The organism is Serratia sp. CY38905 (genome assembly GCF_052168875.1).
GTDB classification, from domain to species: domain Bacteria; phylum Pseudomonadota; class Gammaproteobacteria; order Enterobacterales; family Enterobacteriaceae; genus Serratia; species Serratia sarumanii.
This window is the reverse complement of the sequence record NZ_JBJNLV010000005.1, coordinates 211,971-230,836: the sequence shown is the minus strand read 5'-3', so window position 1 is coordinate 230,836 and position 18,866 is coordinate 211,971. Positions and strand designations below refer to the sequence as shown.

Genomic DNA, 18,866 nt, shown 5'->3' with positions numbered 1-18,866 from the left:
ACTATAGGTGTGATGATGAAAGATGCTCATAAGGTTGTCTGGACTGAGGGGATGTTTTTGCGCCCCCACCATTTCCAGCAGGCGGAAAACTATCTCGAAGGCTATATGCGCAACTGGGGCCAGGCCCACAGCGGCTGTTTCTGGGGTTTCCTCACCCTGGATCTGGACCAAACGCTGCTGCGCCAGGGCAAGATTGCCCTCAACGCCGCCAGCGGCATCATGCCGGACGGCACGCCGTTTCGCTTCGCCGGCGCCCAGCAGGCGCCCGCGCCGCTGACCATCGCCGAAAACAAGACCGGCGAAAACGTGGTGCTGGCCCTGCCGACCTACCGCGCGGGGCGTGAAGACGTGATCTTTCAGGAAAGCCCGGAGGCGCTGGCGCGCTATCTGGCTTACGAGAACGAAGTCGACGATCTCAACGCCGTCTCGGTGGGCAGCGCGGCGCTGCAGTTTGGCCGCCTGCGCCTGCGGCTGATGCTGGAGAGCGAGCTCAACGCCGAATGGACGGCGCTCGGCGTGACCCGCGTGCTGGAAAAACGCGGCGACAACAGCCTGCGCCTCGATACCGCGCAGATCCCGCCGATGCTGAACTGCCAGGGCAACCCGGTACTGAAAACCTTCATCAACGATCTGCAGGGCCTGCTGCAACAGCGCAGCCAGCAGATGAGCCAGCGCCTGCTGCAGCCGGGCCGCGGCGGCAGTTCCGAAATGGTCGATTTCATGCTGCTGCAGCTGATCAACCGCCACCTCGGCCAGGTGAGCCACGCCTACCACCTCGACCATCTGCACCCGGAGCGCCTGTTCGCCGATTGGCTGCAGTTCGCCACCGAGCTCGCCAGCTTCTCGGCGCAGCGTACCCCGGAAGGCCGTCTGCCGGTGTATGACCACGACAACCTGGCGCTGTGCTTCGGCAAGCTGATGCTGTTGCTGCGCCAGGGGCTGTCGGTGGTGCTGGAAGACAACGCCATTCAGCTGACGCTGGTCGAACGCTCCCACGGGCTGAACGTCGCCACCGTGCAGGACGCCAAAATGATGCGCGACTTCGGCTTCGTGCTGGCGGTGCGCGCCGACGTGGCCGCCGAGGTGTTGCTGACCCATTTCCCGGCGCAGATGAAGATCGCCCCGGTCACGCGCATCCGCGATTTGGTGCAGCTGCAGCTGCCGGGCATCGGTTTGCGCACCATGCCCGCCGCGCCGCGCCAGATCCCCTATCACGCCGGCTACACCTACTTCGAGCTGGAAAAAGGCGGCGACCTGTGGAAACAGATGGAAAAATCCAGCGCCTTCGCCCTGCACCTGGCGGGCGAATTCCCGGGGCTGGACATGGAATTTTGGGCGATTCGCAGCCATACGGACCGGTAACCTATGACTCAGGAAAATAGCATGGCGCCGGCGGCCAACCCGCTGGTGGACGCCGCCAACCCGCTGCTGAACGCCATTTCGCAGATCCGCCAATCGGCCACGCACGCCAACCCGGCGCAGCTGCGCCAACAGCTGATCGACGAAATGCGCCGCTTCGAGATCCGCGGCCAACGCACCAACCTGCCGTACGAGGTGATCATCGGCGCGCGTTATTGCCTGTGCACCGCGCTGGATGAAGCGGCGGCGCTGACCCCGTGGGGCAGCAACAGCGTGTGGTCCGGCAGCGGGCTGCTGGTGACCTTCCATAACGAAACCTGGGGCGGCGAGAAATTCTTCCAGCTGCTGGCCAAGCTGTCGCAAAGCCCGCGCGAGCACATCAACCTGCTGGAGCTGATCAATTATTGCCTGCTGCTGGGCTTTGAAGGCCGCTACCGGGTGATGGAAAACGGCCGCTCGCAGCTGGAAACCATGAAACAGCGCCTGCTGCAGCTGATCCGGTCGGTGCGCGGCGGCTATGCCCCGCCGCTGTCGCCCCATGCGCTGGATCTGCCGGTACAGCAGAAACTGTGGCGCCCGCTGGTGCCGCTGTGGGCCTGCGTGGCGCTGACCGGCTTCCTGGCTTCGCTGCTGTTCATCGCCCTCAACTGGCGGCTGGGCGACAACACCAGCCCGGTGCTGGCGGCGATTTACCAAACCAATCTGCCGCAGGTGGCGATCGGTAACCCGGCGCCGGCCGCGCCGCCGACGCTGAGCCTGAAAAGCTTCCTGCGCAAAGAGATCGCCGAAGGGCTGGTGGTGGTGCGCGACGAAGCGCAGCAAAGCGTGGTGATCCTCAAAGGCGACGGGCTGTTCGACTCCGCCGCCACCACGGTGCGCGCCAACTATATTCCGGTTATCGACCGCATCGCCGCCGCCATGAACGGCGTCAGCGGCAAAATCCTGGTCACCGGCTACAGCGACAACGTGCCGATCCGCAGCGCCCGTTTCGCCTCCAACTGGGAGCTGTCGCTGGCGCGCGCCGAAGCGGTCAGCGCCCGGTTGCAAAAGCACCTCGCCAACCCGCAGCGTGTCAAGGCCGAGGGCCGCGGCGAGAGCAATCCCGTCGCGCCGAACGATAACAAAGTGAACCGCGCGTTGAACCGCCGGGTAGAAATTACGCTGTTGGTCGCCCCGGAAAATACTCAGGCGGAAATCAACGGCTTGCCGCAAGGAACCGGAAAGTAATGCTCAGTACGTTATTCTCCATCATCACCAGCCGCCTGCTGTGGGGCTTTGTCGGCATTACCGCGCTGGCGTTCATCATCTGGATGATCGGCCCGCTGGTGGCCATCGGCGACTATCGCCCGCTGGAGCCGGAACTCAACCGCCAGATCGCCATCGGCGTTATCTACCTGATCTGGTTCCTGTGCCGACTGATCCCGCGCCTCTACAGCGCCTGGTTCAACAGCCGCCTGCTGAGCAACCTGCGCGCCGCCGAAGCGGTGCCGGCGGAAGACGGCAAGCCCGAGGTCAAACAAGACGATCAGTTGGCGCAGCGCTTCGACGAAGCGGCGCAGCTGCTGAAAAAGGCGCGCTTCACACCGGGCCAGGGCGACGGCAAACACCGCTGGATGACCCGCTTTAGCCGCCAGTACCTGTACCAGCTGCCGTGGTATGTGATCATCGGCGCGCCCGGCGCCGGCAAGACCACCGCGCTGGTCAACTCCGGCCTGCACTTCCCGCTGGCGGATCGCTTCGGCAAATCCGCGCTGCGCGGCGTGGGCGGCACCCGCAACTGCGACTGGTGGTTTACCAACGACGCCGTGCTGCTCGACACCGCCGGCCGCTACACCACGCAGGAAAGCCAGCGCGAAGAAGACGCCGGCGAGTGGCAAAGCTTCGTCGCGCTGCTGAAAAAATACCGCACCCGTCAGCCGATCAACGGCGTGATGGTGACCATCAGCGTCGCCGATCTGCTGAGCGACAGCGCCGAAGCGCGCGCCGCCCAGGCCAGCGCGCTGCGCAAACGCCTGATCGAACTGCACGAACAGCTGGGCATTCACTTCCCGGTCTATGTGCTGGTCACCAAAACCGACCTGCTCAACGGCTTTATGGCCTACTTCGGCAGCTTCGACAAAGCACAGCGCGACCAGATCTGGGGGTTCACCTTCCCTTACGAGCGCTCGCGGCAGCCGGACTTCAACCTGAACGCCGCTTTCGAACAGCAATACGCCCTGCTGCAACAGCGGCTGGACGCGGCGCTGCCTGATACGCTGCTGATGGAGCACGACGCGCGCCAGCGCGCCGAAAGCTACCTGTTCCCGCAGGAGTTCGCCGCGCTGCGCTCGCTGCTCGGCCAATACCTGGAGCAGGTGTTCGCCACCTCCAGTTTTGAAACCCGCTTTACCCCGCGCGGCATCTATTTCACCAGCGGCACGCAGGAAGGCCTGCCGTTCGACCGGGTGATGGGCGAGCTGAACCGCTATCTGCAGCTGCCGACGGCAAACTCAGGGGCGCAGGCCAACGCGGCCTGGGACAGCGTGGGCCAGGAAGCGCCAATCCCGGCGGCCAAGGGCCAAAGCTTCTTCCTGAAAGAGACGTTGGAATCGGTGGTCTTCCAGGAATCCGGGCTGGCGGGCCGCAACCGCTGGTGGGAATACCGCAACCGCGCCCTGCACTGGGCGGGTTACATCGCGCTGGCGGTGATCCTGGCGGTGCTGGCGATGCTCTGGTTCACCAGCTACGGCAACAACAAGGCCTATCTGGCGGAAGTGGCCGCCAAGGTGCCCGGCGTCGAGCGCCAGGGGCAAAACCTGACGCAGTTGGGCAACGGCGACATGTTCTCGCTGCTGCCGTTCCTCAACAGCCTGCTGCACCTGCCGGACAGCCAGAACTTTTCGCTGGACGATCCGCCGTTCACCTACCGCATGGGGCTGTTCCGCGGCGATCAGGTGAGCGACGCCGGCAATGCGCTGTACCAAAAAGCGCTGAAAGAGCTGCTGCTGCCGCAGGTGGCGCAACAGATCGCCACCACGCTGCGCAACGACAACCACGGCGATGCGGACTTCAGCTACGAAGCGCTGAAGGCCTACCAGATGCTGTATCTGCCGAAGCAGTACGACGGCAAATTCCTGCGCGCCTGGGTGATGCTCAACCTGCAGCGCAACCTGCCGCAGGGCAGCACCCAGAAACAGCTGCAGCAGATCGAATGGCATTTGGGCCAGCTGCTGGATGCGCAGATCCAGGCCTCGCCTTACGCCAAAGACGACCAACTGGTGGCGCAGGCGCAGGCTGCCATCAACCGGGCGCCGCTGTCGCAGCGCGTCTACGGCCGCCTCAAGCGCCTGCTGCTAAAGCAGACCGACATCAAGCCGGTCAGCCTGGTCGATTTGGCCGGCCCGCAGACCGAGCTGGCATTCAGCCGCAAAAGCGGCAAACCGGTGACCGACGGCGTGCCGGGTCTGTTTACCTCGCAGGGGTATTGGAAAGCGTTCAACGACAACATCGATCCGGTGACCGACACCCTGCGCAAGGAAGACGTCTGGGTGTTGAACAGCCAGACGCCGGAGCAGAAGAGCGCCGACCTGACCAAGACCATCCGCCAGCTGTACATGCAGGACTTCATCAGCGCCTGGGATGAGCTGCTGGGGGATATCCAGCTGGCCAACATCGGCAACCTGACCCAGCGCATCAGCAGCGCGCGCCTGCTGTCCGGCAACCCATCGCCGATGCGTAACCTGCTGGTCAACGTCAGCAAAAACGTCACCCTGCGCGACGAGAAAAGCGACGCCGACTCCCGCTCGCTGCTGGCCAAAACCGAAGACAGACTGAATCAAAACGCCAACCGCACGCTGGAAGCGCTGTTCACCAACCGGCCGGCCAACGCCGACGGCGACGTATCCGCCCAGCCGGAACAGCTGGTGATGGCGCACTTCGCGCCGCTGCTGGAGCTGGCGCAAAGCCAGGGCGAAGGCAATAAGGCGATCCCTTTCGACAGCGTGCTCAAGCAGGTCGATGAGCTGTACAGCTATCTGACGGCGGTTCAGGGCGCGGCCAACAGCGGCATGTCGGCGCCACCGAGCGACATCATCCCGCGTCTGCAGGCCGAATCCGGCCGCTTGCCGGTGCCGTTCAAACAGATGCTGCTGTCGCTGGCGATCGGCGCCAGCAGCGACACCCAGCGCAAAGAGATGGAGAACGTGAAAAAGCGCATCAGCTTCGAGGTCGGCAGTTTCTGCCGCCAGGCGATCGCCGGCCGTTATCCGCTGGTGGCACGGGCGCGCCAGGAGGTGACGCCGGACGATCTGGCGCGCATGTTCGCGCCGAACAGCGGACTGATGGACAGCTTCTTCCGCGACAACCTGCAGGGCAAGGTCGACACCACCCGCGCCAACTGGCGTTTCACGCCCGGCGTGGACGGCAAAACGCTGCCCGGCGGCGAAGGCATCCTGCGTTCGTTCCAGCAGGCGCAGCGCATCCGCGACGCCTTTTTCGCCAACGGCACCGCGACGCCCTCTTACCGCGTGACCGTGCGGCCGGTGCGGATGGATAACGACATCCTCAACCTGACGCTGGATATCGACGGGCAGCTGTTCAAATACAGCCACGGCCCGCAGGTGCCGCTGGTGGTCAGCTGGCCGGGCACCCGCAATACCAACCAGGTGCATCTGCAGCTGGCACTGGCCAACGGCACCACCGCCAGCCTGGTGACCAGCGGGCCGTGGGCGCTGAACCGCCTGGTAGACATGGCGCAATCTTCGGGCACCGGCGGCCTCGGCCGCCAGGCGACCTTCAATCTCGACGGCCACCGCGTCACGCTGGAGTTCACGCCCAACAGCATTCGCAATCCGTTCCAACTGCCGGCCTTCTCGTGCCCGTAGCCCCGAAAGGACATGACCATGAGCACTGATTCAAGCGCCCCGACGAGCATCGGCTGGTACGGCAAACTCCCTTCCGCCGGCGACTTCCTGCAACGCCGCCTGCCCGATCCGGTGGTCAACAACTGGGCCCACTGGTTCCATAACGGGCTGGTGAATTTGCAGCGCGATGCGCAGGGGCCGAACGGCCACCCGTTCAGCAACGCACCGGTGTGGAACTTCGTGATCCCCGCCACGCTCGGCAGCCCGTACGTGCAGATGGGTTGCCTGTTGCCGGCGCGCGATCGCGTCGGGCGACGCTACCCGATCTGCGCGCTGCGCCTGTTCAGCCAACAGGATTGGCGGCCGCAACAGCTGAACATGGCGGCGAGCTGGTACCAACAGCTCGGTTATACCCTGCTGAACGGCGTGCGCAACGGTTTCTCCGCCGAGCAGATCGACCGCACGTTGCAGGCGATCCCGGCGCTGCCCAGCCCGCCGGCGGAAGCGGATTCCGAGATATTGTCGATTATCGGTTTCCAGCATCCGGACGTACCGGGCCTCGGCTGGCAACAGGCCGCCGACTGTTTCGACCCGGCGCAGTACACCAGTTTCTGGTGGACCAATCAGGCCGACGGACACCCGCTCTACACCCACGTGCACAGCGGCAACCTCACCGTGCAGCTGTTTTCACTGCTGTTCGAGCCCAACGGCTGGGCGCGCCCCGGCCGCGGCGGCCAGTACCCGCAAATGTTTGATTAACATCGCTCGTTGAAGGAAATTTTATGGCTATCGACACCGATACCCTGCTGACCCCGGTCGACGCGGACAATCCCTGCGGCGACAACCTGGAATACGACGCCGACTTTCTGGCGATGGAACAAGCCGCCACCGGCAAGGCCGAACAACAGTTCGGCAGCACCATCATCCCGGAAGAAGCGCCGGATTGGGTGCAGGTCGAACGCCTCGCGACCTCGCTGCTGACGCGCACCAAAGACCTGCGCGTCATGCTGTATCTCACCCGCGCCTGGACCCAGCTGCGCGGGTTGCCGGGCTACGCCGACGGGCTGACGCTGATCCACCAGTCGATGGCCCGTTACTGGGACGCCCTGCAGCCGCCGCTGGAGTTCGACGGCGAGGCCGACCCGCTGTTTCGCATCAACGCGCTGGCCGACCTTGGCGACAAAGCCGCGCTGGCCGCCAGCGTGCGCGCCGCGCCGCTGCTGAAAAGCGCCGCCGGTGAAATCTCGCTGCGCGATGCCGGCGCCCTGCTCGACGGCAGCAAGCAGGAGTGCCCCAATTTTCCCGGCGGCCGCGCACGGCTGCAGGATGAACTGGCGCAACAGGATCGCCCCGAAGGCGCCCTGGTGGCGCGCATCGCCAACACCCTGAGCGCCATTCGCGGCGAAGTGACCCGTCATCTGGGGGAAAGCGCGCTGCCGGAAATGAGCGCGCTCACCAAGGTCTTTTCCCTGGTGGCGCTCGCCGGCCAGAGCGAGGCCCCGGCCGCCGCCGAACCCGACGCCCCGCCGGAAGCCGCCGCCGTGCAGCCACCCGCCGCCGTGCAGAGCGCCACCGCCCCGCTCAACTGGCGCAGCGCGCAGATCCAGTCGCGCGACGACGCCCAGCTGATGCTGGACAAGGTGAAAAACTATTTTCGTCTTCATGAGCCGAGCCACCCGGCGCCGCTGATGATCGATCGGGTCCAGCGGTTGATTACGCTGGACTTTATGCAAATCGTCCGCGATTTGGCGCCCGATGGGCTTAACCAACTGGAGACCATTCTCGGTCGCCCCGACAACGAGGAGAACAGCTAGCCGCCGACCTTTGTTCTCTTGACGCATCCGATACCGTCTGCCCCGGCGCAGACCCGAATCAGAACCTGACTCTCCCAGCCGGACGAGGCGCGTTCCCAATCGCCATTAGATGGAGTAAATCATGTCAAACTCGAAATCCCGCAGCGGGCAGAAATTCATCGCCCGCAACCGCGCGCCGCGCGTACAGATTGAATACGATGTCGAAATTTATGGCGCAGAGCGCAAAATCCAGCTGCCGTTCGTGATGGGCGTGATGGCGGATCTGGTGGGGAAAGCGGTCGATCCGCAAGCCAGCGTGGAAGAGCGCAAGTTCATGGAGATCGACGTCGACAACTTCGACGAGCGCATGAAATCGCTGAAGCCGCGCGTCGCTTATCAGGTCGACAACACCCTGACCGGCGAAGGCAAGCTGAACATCGATCTGACCTTCGAAAGCATGGAAGACTTCTCCCCCGCCGCCATCGCCCGCAAGGTCGACGCGCTGGACAATCTGCTGGACGCCCGCACCCAGCTTTCCAACCTGCTGTCCTACATGGACGGCAAGAACGGCGCCGAAGAGCTGATCTCCAAGATCCTGCAAAACCCGGCGCTGCTGCAATCCCTGACCGACGCGCCGAAGCCGGCGGTTAACGACGAAAACAACGAGCGTGAGGATTAATCGATGAGCAACTCGCCTCAGCAACAAAATGCGTTGCAGACCACCGAGACTTTTTCCAGCGATGAATTCAGCGCGCTGCTGAACAAAGAGTTCCGGCCGAAGACCGATCAGGCCAAAGAAGCGGTCGAGAACGCGGTGAAAACCCTGGCGCAGCAGGCGCTGGAAAACACCGTCACCGTTTCTTCCGACGCCTACCGCACCATCCAGGCGCTGATCGCGGAAATCGACGAAAAGCTGTCGCAGCAGATCAACCAGATCATTCACCACGACGACTTCCAGAAGCTGGAAGGCGCCTGGCACGGCCTGCATTATCTGGTCAACAACTCCGAAACCGACGAGATGCTGAAGATCCGCTTCATGAGCATTTCCAAACAGGAGCTAGGCCGCACGCTGAAGCGTTATAAAGGCGTGGGCTGGGACCAGAGCCCGATCTTCAAGAAAGTCTACGAAGAAGAGTATGGCCAGTTCGGCGGCGAACCGTTCGGCTGCCTGGTGGGCGACTACTACTTCGATCACAGCCCGCAGGACGTGGAGCTGCTGGGCGAAATGGCCAAGATCGGCGCCGCCTCGCACTGCCCGTTCATCGCCGGCACCGCGCCAAGCGTAATGCAGATGGAGTCCTGGCAGGAGCTCTCCAACCCGCGCGATCTGACCAAGATTTTCCAGAACACCGAGTACGCCGCCTGGCGCAGCCTGCGCGAGTCGGAAGACGCGCGCTACCTGGGTCTGGTGATGCCGCGCTTCCTGGCGCGCCTGCCGTACGGCATCCGCACCAACCCGGTGGACGAGTTTGACTTCGAAGAAGACACCGACGGCGCGACCCACGGCAACTACACCTGGACCAACGCCGCCTACGCCATGGCCGCCAACATCAACCGTTCGTTCAAAGAGTTCGGCTGGTGCACCGCCATTCGCGGGGTGGAATCCGGCGGCGCGGTGGAAAACCTGCCGTGCCACACCTTCCCGAGCGACGACGGCGGCGTGGACATGAAGTGCCCGACTGAGATCGCCATCAGCGATCGCCGCGAAGCCGAGCTGGCCAAAAACGGCTTTATGCCGCTGGTGCACCGCAAAAACTCCGACTTCGCCGCCTTTATCGGCGCGCAGTCGCTGCAGAAGCCGGCGGAATACTACGATGCCGACGCCTCCGCCAATGCCCAGCTTTCCGCGCGCCTGCCGTACCTGTTCGCCTGCTGCCGCTTCGCGCATTACCTGAAGTGCATCGTGCGCGACAAAATTGGCTCCTTCCGCGAGCGCGACGACATGGAACGCTGGCTGAACGACTGGATCATGAACTACGTGGACGGCGATCCGGCCAACTCCTCGCAGGAAACCAAGTCGCGCAAACCGCTGGCCGCGGCGGAAGTGCAGGTGGAAGAGATCGAAGACAACCCGGGCTATTACAGCGCCAAGTTCTTCCTGCGCCCGCACTACCAGCTGGAAGGCCTGACCGTCTCCCTGCGCCTGGTGTCGAAGCTGCCTTCGCTGAAGCAAAACGACGCGTCCTGATGGGCTGAAGTCAGGCCGCGATAGTGCGGCCTGGCTGATACATTAACCTCATCACAGGGAAAGAAAGATGAAGACAAAACGGTTTTATCTGGCATCGCTGTTGGCAGTCGTCTGCTCGCTCTCCGCCGCGCCGCCAGCTTTCGCAGAGCAGACAACGAGACAGCATTTGACGTCCGATGATGTCAATCTGCCAGGCAGCGACTTTTTCCGTTTCTATCGCAGTGCAGATAAACAGGAAAAAGAGAAAGCGCGGATTTATTTGCTGGGCGTGCTGGACGCGACGGAAGGAAAAAGCTGGTGCCAATACAGCCAGCTACAAACCGTCACTCTGCAGGAGTTTGTGTTCGAATTCTTTAATAAACTTCCCGCTGCGCGCCTGCACGAAAGGGCAGCCTCCCTGATTGAAGAGGCTCTGGCGACTCGCTTCCCCTGCAAAGGAGGCAAAGCATGAAACCATTATATCGTCAGCTAAAAAGCAGCCATTACTCCTCTGATTACTCTAGCCCGGGATATTTGGCCGCAGAAGCCGTTTACGCCGAGATTGGTTATGAGCTTGATACGCTTCTAAAGCAAAACCCTGGTTATGCCAATACCTGTGCCGTCCGCATGAGCCTGGCGCTGTTGAAAGCCGGCATCAGCTTCAAAGGCCGCCTGCCAATCAAAAAAGGCGCCTATAAGGGTAAAACAATTGAACCTGGAGCCAAACTGCTGGCCGATCAGTTGCATCGCTCCAGTAGTTTTGGCAAAGCCAACATTTTCTTTAATGCTCCAGATGCAGAGAAGGGTATCGGTAATAAAAAAGGCGTCGTGTTCTTCAATAAAATAACCAACTATGATGGCGGACACATTGATCTTATCGAACCAGAAAACTCGCTATTGACCTGCCATTCCCATTGCTATTTTAACTGCAAAGAAGTCTGGTTTTGGGAATTAAGCTAGTGTTCCATCGGCTTGTCAGTACATGCATGAGGTTTGGTTTAACTGCATGCTTGCTCATAGCAAGCAATCCAGAACGCACATGGACCAAGATAACGCGAAATAATTAAGCATTGAGCCATTAGCACTTAATAGTGGCTCGGTAACCCGTACCGATAGTTTTCGGTATTTAATAAGGTGCATGGCACAAGGATATAAATTGGTAATGCATTACCACACTTGCAATTCCTGCTGCTATTACCTGAGTTTTTCAACGTAACGTTAATACTACTGTTAACCCTTAATAAAGAGTGAAGAAACTATGGCTATTGATATGTTCCTGAAAGTTGAAGGTGCCAGCGGCGAATCTAAAGATTCGAATCACAAAGGCTGGACCGACATTACTTCTTTCTCCTGGGGCGCTTCTCAACCGGGCAATATGGGCGTTGGCGGCGGCGGTGGCGCTGGCAAAGTGTGCTTCAACGATCTGCACGTTAACGCGCTGGTCGACAAGTCAACCCCGGCGCTGCTGAAGCACTGCTCCAGCGGTAAGCACCTGACCAAGGTTGAGTTGTCTGTCTGCAAGGCGGGCGGTACTCAGGTTGAGTACGTTAAAATCACCCTGGACGACGTGCTGGTCACCGCCGTGCAGTACACCGGCGCAGGCGGCGAAGACACCGTGGGCGTCACCTACTCCTTCCAGGCGGCGAAAGTGAAACAGCAATACTGGGAGCAGAGCGACAAAGGCGGCAAAGGCGCCGAAAGCAGCGCAGGTTGGAACATCAAGGAAAACCGCGAAGCTTAATTTGTATGCCCCCCCGGTTACGGCCGGGGGTCTAATATAGGGAAATAACAATGAATAATAACCGCCCCATTTTTTCAGCCGCATGGGCTGCAAGCACTAAAATATATAACGCGCAATATTCAGCTCAGAATGTTGCCGAGATTATCGGTGGGCGTGTAGCCATGAATATTGCGCCTAATGGAAAGTGGGAAAACACCTGCGCTGTACGCATGAGCTACATCTTGAATAAATCTGGCTTTCCCATTCCTTATGTAAAAGATCAGACCGTATCAGGTGCCGATCGTCAATGGTATTTTTTTAGAGTTAAAGATCTTATCGCTTATTTGACAAAGATCTGGGGCAAACCCGACCTTCGAGTCAAGTTCCCTCCTCCAGGTGGTGGTGAATTAGCAGGAAAGAAGGGGATCATATTGTTTGAAATTGCAGGTTGGAGCGATGCCGGAGGACATGCTACGCTCTGGAATGGGAACGGCGATTGTTATGATCATTGTTATTTCAATGAACCAGAAGCTCGCTATACAACAAATTACGCTAACTTTTGGGTATTGAGATGAAAAAAATCCTTATCTCCTTTTTTTGTCTATATGCCACTTGTGCTATAGCACAGAAAAATCAAGAAGAACCTATTGAAAAGTGGCCACCACAGGCAGCATACAGAAACTATTTGCAAAACTATAAAGATATCGCTCTAACCTACTGCATTTCAGTCGCTTATAAGACATCACCAGAAGCCAGCAAAGATGCAATTGCCTCATCGAATGGAATCGATGCGTGGTCATACTATGCAATTCGTGATGAAGAATCCCCTATCATTGCGCTGACAAAGCAGTACTTGCAAAAGAATTACAATGCTAAGGATGGGAAAAGCCGCTTAGACTTAATGAAGTGCATGGATATGTACCATAGTAAAGATCTTGACAAACTTGCGAAAGACTATGTACAGCGCCCTAATGATAATTGGGTGAAAGACAATCCGGATAGAATAAATGAAAATCCTCCTCGGAAATAATCAGTGAAAAGAATCTTACTGACTGTGGCCATCGCCGCAACGTTGAACGCTAATGCAGCGACAAAAATTGACTACTCCCCTGCCGAGTACCTCAAAAACTACGCGCTTAGCGTTTGTATCGCCGAGGGGTACTCAGCAAAAGAAGTCAAAAACGATGCCGCCGCTGCCGCCAGGGGTTACATGGAGTTCGGCGATTATTCTCTGGAAGCGCATACCGCTGTCAGGGCGCTGGCAAAAGAATTTCTGGCAAAGCCCTATGACAGCATGTCTGGGGAGCCGATGACGATGGCAAAGTGCATCGATCTTGTACATAGCCAAGCGTTGCAAGCCATCATCAAGAAGTACCAAGGGAAAGACGACAACTGATATCAAAGTTGCTCAAACGACGGCTCGTATCAAAGGTTATCTCGGATGAGAAGATACACGTACTTTTTAATGTCTCTGCTGCTCGGAAGCCATGTAGCCCTTGCTGAAAACTCGCTCAACGCTTTATCGCAAGAGGCACTATATAAAAATTGGTTAGTCAGCCGCTGCATTGGGAAGTCCACTGACTCAGTAAAAACCAAACAAGACGCCTTCCGTTCCGCCGCCGCCTATTTAGAATTGAGTGAACTGCCTCTGGATGCATTCGAACAAGGTGAAAAACTGGCTGAACAGTATGTCAATAAAAATAACCAAGGCTCAGTAAAAGGGAGTTATCATATTTTAGCGTGCCTTTCGCTGCAGAGCGCCAGTGAAGCTAACGTCATCTTTTCTCGCTACTCTAATCAGTAAATTAGTTATAAGAGGGTAGTTACCTTGGGATAATCAAGAAATCTAATTTCAATTCTCTAATCAACAAGCCTTCAATTAATAACAAAAGCATTTCGTAAAATTAAGACCACAACAAGCCTTAGTGAACGAGTTAAGAAACAACTTAATGGCTTGCCAAAATACCCGCCAATTTTGGCAAGCCACAGATCGAATCATTAATTATTGCACTACCTCCTAATCAGCAGGAATGCCTTATGCGATTTTCCATTGTAAAAAATAAAAGCGGCCAGGTTCCGCCGCAGAGCAGTTGCGATTTTCTGCCGCCGGGCGGCACCATCGGCCGCAGCGTGGACAACAACCTGGTGCTGCCGGACGAAGAGCGCGCCATTTCTCGCCTGCAGGCGATCGTGCATATTTCCGCTGACGGCGAATGCCGCATCACCAACCGCGGCAACGTTACCCGCGTGCTGCTGAACGACATTCCGCTGGAACGTGGCCGCCAGGTTGAACTGCAGGACGGCGACGTGCTCGGCATCGACGATTACCAGATTGAAGTCAGCGCGCTGCAACAGCACGCCGCGCCACAGGCTCAACCGGTGGCCAAGGCCGCCGCCGTTGCCGCTGCTGCGGCCCCTGCAGCCGCCGCCAAAGAAAAATCCGCCGCGCCAATCCCCAACGAAATCTGGGACAGCCTGGTGGAAGAATTCACGCCGAATGCGCCGGCCACCGCCACAGCCACACCGCCGCCGGTCGCCAATCCAGGCAACCACCCGCTGCTGGATACCCCCGCTCGCGAGCTGAACCCGGCCGATCCGCTGGCTCAGCTGGCGGGCGATGTCGATCTGCGCCAGCTGCAGCAGCAGCAAACCGATCCGGCAGCGCTGTTCAACACCGACACCACCTTTGAGCGCGAACACATCCTGGCCGATACCACCCCCAGCGCGCTGCTGGCGGAGCAGGCTGCGCCGTCGCGCCCGGCGGCTCCCACCCAAAAAACGCAGCAACCGGAGCAAGAGCTGGATCCGCTGGCGCTGTTCGGCGGTTCATCCGCGCCCGCTTCGCCAGAAGCGTTGAACAGCAACGATCCGCTGGGGCTGCTGATGGGCGGCGCCGTGCCGCTGGCCCAGCCGGAGGAACCGGTACAGCCGCCCGCGCCGCCGTCTCCGCCGCCGATCGCCGCACAACCGCAAGCGCCGCGCCCACAGCCGACGCCACCGCCCGTGCAAATCCCCGAGACGCAGCCCCAACCCACGCCGCAGTTCAGCCAGCAGGAACCACCCGTGCAGCCGCCGCGCCCGCGCCAGGGCAACCGCCTGGGTATCGATCCGGTTGCCTACCAGTCCGCCCAGCGGCAACATGCCGCCGCGCCGAATGGCGACACATTGGAAGGGCCGTTGCTGGCGGCGCTGCTGCAAGGCATCGGTCTAGACGATCTGCAGCCGCAGCCGCACTTCGACGAACAACAGATCCGCCAGGCTGGTCGCCTGCTGAGCCTGTTCTCGCAAGGCACCGTCGCCCTGCTCTCATCCCGCTCTATCCTCAAGCGCGGCGTGAAGGCCGAGATGACCATGATCCTCGACGAGGCCAACAACCCGTTCAAGCTGCTGCCTTCGGGCAAAACGGTGCTGATGCAGATGTTCGGCAGCCAGATGCCGGGCTTTATGCCGCCGGAGCAGGCGGTGCGCGACGCGCTGATCGACCTGCAGGCGCACCAGCTGGGGATGATCGCCGGCATCCGCGCCATCATCGCCGCCATGCTGCAGTCGTTCAACCCGGAGCGTCTCGAAGAGGAAGCGCGCAAGGAAGGTGTGGCGCCGCGTCTGTCGCTGCCCGCCAACCGCAAGGCTGCGCTGTGGGACTACTTCGTGAAGAACTATCAGCAAACCTCCGGCGAGATCGAGGACGATTTCCACACCCTGTTCGGCGAAGCCTTCCTGCACGCCTATGACGTTGAAGTGAATCAATACAAAGACTCACAGACCAAACCGGACGCGTAATGAATATCACCATAGCCTCTACCTCCAACCAGGGCGGCCGCGCCTCCAACCAGGATCAGACCGGCGAGGTGCTCGGCAACCGCGCCGCCTGCTTCGTGGTGTGCGACGGCATCGCCGGCTTTCCGGGCGGCGATATCGCCGCCAAACTGGCGCGCGACACCATTTTGCAAAACTTCGACGGCGAAAAGCACCTGAACGCCCAGAGCATTCGCCAGCACATTACGCGCGCCAACGCCGCCATCCACCAGCAGCAGCGGCAGTCGGATGAATACAGCAAGATGGGCACCACGCTGGTCAGCCTGTTTATCGATCGCGATTATCAGCTGGCCTACTGGGCGCACGCCGGCGACAGCCGCCTGTATCTCTTCCGCCGCGGCTACCTGCATGCCGTTACCACCGACCATAGCCTGATCCAACAGATGCAGGACGCCGGTTATCAGACCAACGGCATCAACAGCAACCTGCTGTATTTCGCACTGGGGCTCAATGAAGAGCGCGACGCCACCTACAGCGACGTGCTGCAGCTGGAAGACGGCGACGTTTTCCTGCTGTGCACCGACGGCTTCTGGCACAGCTTCAGCCAGGCCGAACTGGAACAGTCGCTGCACATGGTCAACTCCCCCAGCGAGTGGATCGCTCTGATGCAGCAGGCATGGAAGAAAAACAATAACAGCGATAACTACAGCGCTATCGCCGTCTGGATTGGCTCACCGCAGGAAACCACCCTGCTGCATTCGCTGGCGGATGCGGAGCGGTTTCTGAGCCGCGACTGAGCAGCGCACATTCACAGCAAGGTTCACTATGAAATATTGGATGCCGGGGCTCGTCGCCCTGATGGCGGTGCCGACCGCGCAGGCGATGAACTATCGCCTGGTTTACTCCCCCAGCCAGAAGCTGGAAGTGTTTATCGATGACGTCAAAAACAGCAATCCGGCAAGCTGGTGCGGCAAAAGCATCCCGCTGCGCATCGTCTCGGCGCAAAGCCAGGATCCGGCGGTGCTGAACGACTTCCTGCCGCGCGTCGGCAATCTGCTGGAAAAGCAGTGCCCGAAAACCGGCCACCTGCCCTGGACGCTGACCGACAAGCGCGGTGAGAAGCTGGCCAGCGGCGAGGCCGCCAAAGCGCGCGGCTGGAAACCGGTGGTCAAACAGGAGGCCGTCGAGCAGCCGCAGATCCCGCCGCAGCCGGCGATCCCTGCGGCGGTAGCCGTGACCTCTCCGCAAGCGGACACCGCGCCGGCTCAGCGTTTCAGCCTGCCGCAGGGCTGCCACTTCCGCACCTTCTGGCGTGACGAAGCCAACGGCGGCGCGCTGTTCATTCCCGCCGGCGACGCGCTGCGCTGCGGCGAGGACGGCTGGCTGCAGGGCAGCGACGCGGTCACGCTGCAACAGGGCGGCCAAATCCTCTCGCCGACGCTGTGGTTCCTGCAAGGCTATCCGCTGGCGCAGATCAACGGCGGCGATCGCGCGCTGACCGTCGTCAGCGCCAACGCCCAGCGGCTGGTTCTGGGCGGCAACCCGCAGGCGCCGGGCAGCTTCCTGCTGCTGAGCTTCGAACCGAAGCTGCACGCGTGGGCGTTCAACGGCGAAGCGATCGTTGAAATGCCGCGCGTCGACGCCGCAGACGAGAACAAGATCAAACAGCGCCTGCAGCAGGCGCAAACCGCCTGGCAACCGCTGCTGAGCGCCCCCGCTCCGCTGACCTTCAAGCTGGTGGAAAAGCTGGCCGCAGACCGGGTCGATCCCGCCAGCGGCAGCTACCTGTCGGTTAACGGCGCCACTCACTGATTATAAGGAAAGCCTGTGAAATCATTAGCAAGCATGCTGCAAGGCCAGTCGATCGGCGCGGCCATCACCGCCGTCGAAAACGATATCAAGGCGAAACCGGCGGATGCCGACCTGCGCGCCGCGCTGGTGCAACTGCTGTGCCTGAGCGGCAACTGGACGCGCGCCAACGCGCAGCTGAAATCCTGGCAGGCGCTGAAACCGATAGCTCAACCGACCACGCTGCTGCTGATGCAGTCGGTCAACGCCGAGCTGCAACGCCAGGCGGTGTTTGCCGGCACGGCCGCGCCGGCGCTGCTGCGGCAGGATCAGCCCTGGCTGAAACTGATGGTGCAGGCGCTGCATCAGGATGCGCAAGGGGCGGCCGAACAGGCCCAGGCGTTGCGCGATGAAGCGCTGGAGGCCGCCCCGGCCGGCGCCGGGCGGTTAACGCTGGCCGAAGGCGACCAAGAACGGCAACTGCGTTTCGACTGGCTGACCGACGGTGACGGCCGCCTCGGCCCGGTGTGCGAGCTGGCGCTGAACGGCGTTTACTACTGGCTGCCGTTCGCCGACATCGCCGCGATCCAGTTCCAGGCGCCGCAGAGCGCCATCGATCTGGTGTGGAGCCATGCGCTGGTGCGCCTGACCGACGGCCGCGAACAGGTGTGCCAACTGCCCGCCCGCTACCCGCTGGCCGAAGACAGCGACGACGCGCTACTGCTGGGCAAGCGCACCGAATGGCAACCGCTGGGCGACGGAACCCACTATGCGGGGCTGGGCTTGAAGACCTGGCTCAGCGAAAGCGACGAATTCCCGCTGCACAGCCTGCGGCAGCTGAGCTTCGACGCGAGCGCCTGACCATGAACGACAAGCGCCCACCCCACTACGACGGCGGCGATCTGCACCGCCAGGGCTATCGCTATCGTCAGGACAGCGAGCGCCTGACGTCGCGCGACAAAATGCAGCCGGTGCTGCTCGACATGCTGACCGACGACGAGCCGCAGAAAAAACAGGAGACGCAGGTGCGCAACCTGGTGTCGCACAGCGAACTGCGCCGCCGGGTGCTGCGCGATCTGCAGTGGCTGTTCAACTGCGTCAACAGCGAATCCAATCTGGATCTCGGCGATTTTCCGCAGGTGCGGCGCTCCACCCTGAATTACGGCATCGCCTCACTGGCGGGCAAGCGCATGTCGGACATCGAATGGCTCGACATTCAGCGCGCGCTGACCGAGTCCATTCTCCATTTCGAGCCGCGCATTTTGCCCGAAGGGTTGCAAGTGCGCTGCATCTCGGACACCGGCTCGCTGGAGCTGCACAACGTGTTGTCGATCGAAATCAAGGGCCGCCTGTGGTGCGTGCCCTATCCGCTGGAGTTTCTGTTCCGTACCGACGTGGATCTGGAAAACGGCCACTTCGATCTGAAAGACATAGGGTAAGGC

Annotated in this window: 19 protein-coding genes; all 19 read left to right on the top strand. The window is 60.6% G+C overall.

The genetic code is table 11. From position 1 onward, the window contains the following. The first annotated feature begins 15 nt into the window (after positions 1-15). Entirely contained in the window at positions 16-1,362 is a 1,347-nt protein-coding gene (gene tssK, locus ACJ8MK_RS14040; RefSeq protein ID WP_033638522.1) for a type VI secretion system baseplate subunit TssK, read from the top strand. A gap of 21 nt (positions 1,363-1,383) precedes the next feature. Beyond that, a complete protein-coding gene (locus ACJ8MK_RS14035; RefSeq protein ID WP_442517845.1) occupies positions 1,384-2,586 on the top strand; it encodes a DotU family type VI secretion system protein in 1,203 nt (400 codons plus the stop codon). Continuing rightward, positions 2,586-6,221, top strand: a complete 3,636-nt coding sequence (gene tssM, locus ACJ8MK_RS14030; protein ID WP_442517837.1) for a type VI secretion system membrane subunit TssM — start codon at positions 2,586-2,588, stop codon at positions 6,219-6,221. The genes ACJ8MK_RS14035 and tssM overlap by 1 nt, the downstream gene beginning before the upstream one ends. Positions 6,222-6,239: 18 nt before the next feature. Next, complete coding sequence (tagF, locus tag ACJ8MK_RS14025; RefSeq protein WP_033647808.1) at positions 6,240-6,959, top strand: type VI secretion system-associated protein TagF; 720 nt, start codon at positions 6,240-6,242, stop codon at positions 6,957-6,959. 23 nt (positions 6,960-6,982) lie between these two features. After that, positions 6,983-8,014, top strand: coding sequence for a type VI secretion system protein TssA (gene tssA / locus ACJ8MK_RS14020; protein WP_033653619.1), 1,032 nt, complete (start codon positions 6,983-6,985; stop codon positions 8,012-8,014). A 121-nt stretch (positions 8,015-8,135) separates the two neighbouring features. After that, complete coding sequence (tssB, locus tag ACJ8MK_RS14015; protein WP_033635026.1) at positions 8,136-8,672, top strand: type VI secretion system contractile sheath small subunit; 537 nt, start codon at positions 8,136-8,138, stop codon at positions 8,670-8,672. Between the two features lie 3 nt (positions 8,673-8,675). Then, positions 8,676-10,181: a type VI secretion system contractile sheath large subunit gene (tssC, locus tag ACJ8MK_RS14010; protein WP_016927259.1), complete on the top strand. Its 1,506-nt coding sequence runs from the start codon at positions 8,676-8,678 to the stop codon at positions 10,179-10,181. Positions 10,182-10,248: 67 nt separating this feature from the next. Beyond that, positions 10,249-10,632 carry a Rap1a/Tai family immunity protein gene (locus ACJ8MK_RS14005; protein WP_049194641.1) on the top strand — a complete coding sequence of 128 codons (384 nt, stop codon included), beginning with the start codon at positions 10,249-10,251 and terminating at the stop codon, positions 10,630-10,632. Beyond that, positions 10,629-11,120 carry a T6SS effector amidase Tae4 family protein gene (locus tag ACJ8MK_RS14000; protein WP_033653618.1) on the top strand — a complete coding sequence of 164 codons (492 nt, stop codon included), beginning with the start codon at positions 10,629-10,631 and terminating at the stop codon, positions 11,118-11,120. The genes ACJ8MK_RS14005 and ACJ8MK_RS14000 overlap by 4 nt, the downstream gene beginning before the upstream one ends. Before the next feature lie 298 nt (positions 11,121-11,418). Continuing rightward, a complete protein-coding gene (locus ACJ8MK_RS13995) occupies positions 11,419-11,901 on the top strand; it encodes an Hcp family type VI secretion system effector (protein ID WP_004961372.1) in 483 nt (160 codons plus the stop codon). Between the two features lie 50 nt (positions 11,902-11,951). After that, positions 11,952-12,455, top strand: a complete 504-nt coding sequence (locus ACJ8MK_RS13990; protein WP_071883819.1) for a type VI secretion system amidase effector protein Tae4 — start codon at positions 11,952-11,954, stop codon at positions 12,453-12,455. After that, on the top strand, positions 12,452-12,910 hold the full coding sequence (locus ACJ8MK_RS13985; RefSeq protein WP_033653617.1) for a T6SS amidase immunity protein Tai4 family protein: 459 nt from the start codon (positions 12,452-12,454) through the stop codon (positions 12,908-12,910). Before ACJ8MK_RS13990 ends, ACJ8MK_RS13985 begins: the two co-directional genes overlap by 4 nt. 18 nt (positions 12,911-12,928) lie before the next feature. Then, complete coding sequence (locus ACJ8MK_RS13980; RefSeq protein ID WP_202637606.1) at positions 12,929-13,276, top strand: T6SS amidase immunity protein Tai4 family protein; 348 nt, start codon at positions 12,929-12,931, stop codon at positions 13,274-13,276. Between the two features lie 69 nt (positions 13,277-13,345). Then, the gene (locus ACJ8MK_RS13975) at positions 13,346-13,684 is read left to right on the top strand and encodes a T6SS amidase immunity protein Tai4 family protein (RefSeq protein WP_442517836.1); all 339 of its coding nucleotides are present in this window, start codon (positions 13,346-13,348) and stop codon (positions 13,682-13,684) included. A 233-nt stretch (positions 13,685-13,917) separates the two neighbouring features. Beyond that, a complete protein-coding gene (gene tagH, locus ACJ8MK_RS13970) occupies positions 13,918-15,660 on the top strand; it encodes a type VI secretion system-associated FHA domain protein TagH (protein ID WP_442517835.1) in 1,743 nt (580 codons plus the stop codon). Continuing rightward, positions 15,660-16,433 (top strand): PP2C family protein-serine/threonine phosphatase, encoded by a 774-nt coding sequence (locus tag ACJ8MK_RS13965; protein WP_015378289.1) that lies wholly within the window; start codon positions 15,660-15,662, stop codon positions 16,431-16,433. The genes tagH and ACJ8MK_RS13965 overlap by 1 nt, the downstream gene beginning before the upstream one ends. 28 nt (positions 16,434-16,461) lie before the next feature. Next, positions 16,462-17,448 carry a type VI secretion system-associated protein gene (locus ACJ8MK_RS13960; RefSeq protein ID WP_193169356.1) on the top strand — a complete coding sequence of 329 codons (987 nt, stop codon included), beginning with the start codon at positions 16,462-16,464 and terminating at the stop codon, positions 17,446-17,448. A gap of 15 nt (positions 17,449-17,463) precedes the next feature. After that, positions 17,464-18,285, top strand: coding sequence for a type VI secretion system accessory protein TagJ (locus tag ACJ8MK_RS13955; RefSeq protein WP_265093611.1), 822 nt, complete (start codon positions 17,464-17,466; stop codon positions 18,283-18,285). Positions 18,286-18,287: 2 nt separating this feature from the next. Then, on the top strand, positions 18,288-18,863 hold the full coding sequence (locus ACJ8MK_RS13950; protein WP_033635032.1) for a type VI secretion system baseplate subunit TssE: 576 nt from the start codon (positions 18,288-18,290) through the stop codon (positions 18,861-18,863). Positions 18,864-18,866 lie beyond the last annotated feature (3 nt).